This is a genomic window from Flavobacterium succinicans (genome assembly GCF_001662485.1).
GTDB lineage: Bacteria > Bacteroidota > Bacteroidia > Flavobacteriales > Flavobacteriaceae > Flavobacterium > Flavobacterium succinicans_A.
The window spans coordinates 1-725 of record NZ_JMTM01000069.1; the positions used below are offsets into that span (position 1 = coordinate 1).

At 29.1% G+C, this 725-nt stretch carries 1 protein-coding gene; it reads right to left on the reverse strand.

The annotated features are described in order from the left end of the window. Positions 1-88: 88 nt before the first annotated feature. Complete coding sequence (locus FLB_RS12550) at positions 89-685, reverse strand: hypothetical protein (RefSeq protein ID WP_064716303.1); 597 nt, start codon at positions 683-685, stop codon at positions 89-91. Positions 686-725 lie beyond the last annotated feature (40 nt).

Here is a 725-nt window from a genome sequence, read left to right on the forward strand (position 1 = left end):
TTAAGCCCATTATTCGGATTTGCCAAATCATCCAAATACAAAACCAATTTCAAATCAAGCCTAATACCCAAATTGCTTGTAGCGTGTGTTAGCTGTAGTACTTTTTTAGTTTGGAACTTATTTCACTGTCAATTTTTAGGCCATTATCAAACTCGATTACATTTAGCATTCTTTTATCATTTTTCATTGCAAGATAACAAGCGAAATTGTCAACTATACTCTCATTCAAATCTTCAAACATCCTTTCAACAAATGCGTCGTTATCACATATGTTCAATTTTGAAGCAATGTAATTGTCTATTTTTTCAGTAAGAATTGTAAAACTATCTTCTGTAATTCCATAAACATTATTATTTCTAAATGAATATTTTGTTGGTCCAAAAATTGAATCGTTTCGTCCAATTTCCGTTTCCTTAATCCATTTTTTTAGTTTTTTTGAACTTACATAAGGAAGGATTTCTAATTGAACATATGAGCCAGCCATATTACTATGCGAACTCCAAAAATTTATTTCAAGAATTAAGTCATCCTTTTCAAATTTAATTTTAGGTCTACTTCTAGAATATTTCCATCCTTTCTGAGAGTAAAAATTGCCTAATGAATCGCAAACTTCTTTAAAAATTTCTGTAGGTTTTGTTTCTTCGGTATAATTGTTTAAAATTGAATCTTCTTTCCAATAATTCATCTTTTACAGTTTTTTTGTGGTAGTATTACAGCTAACGTTC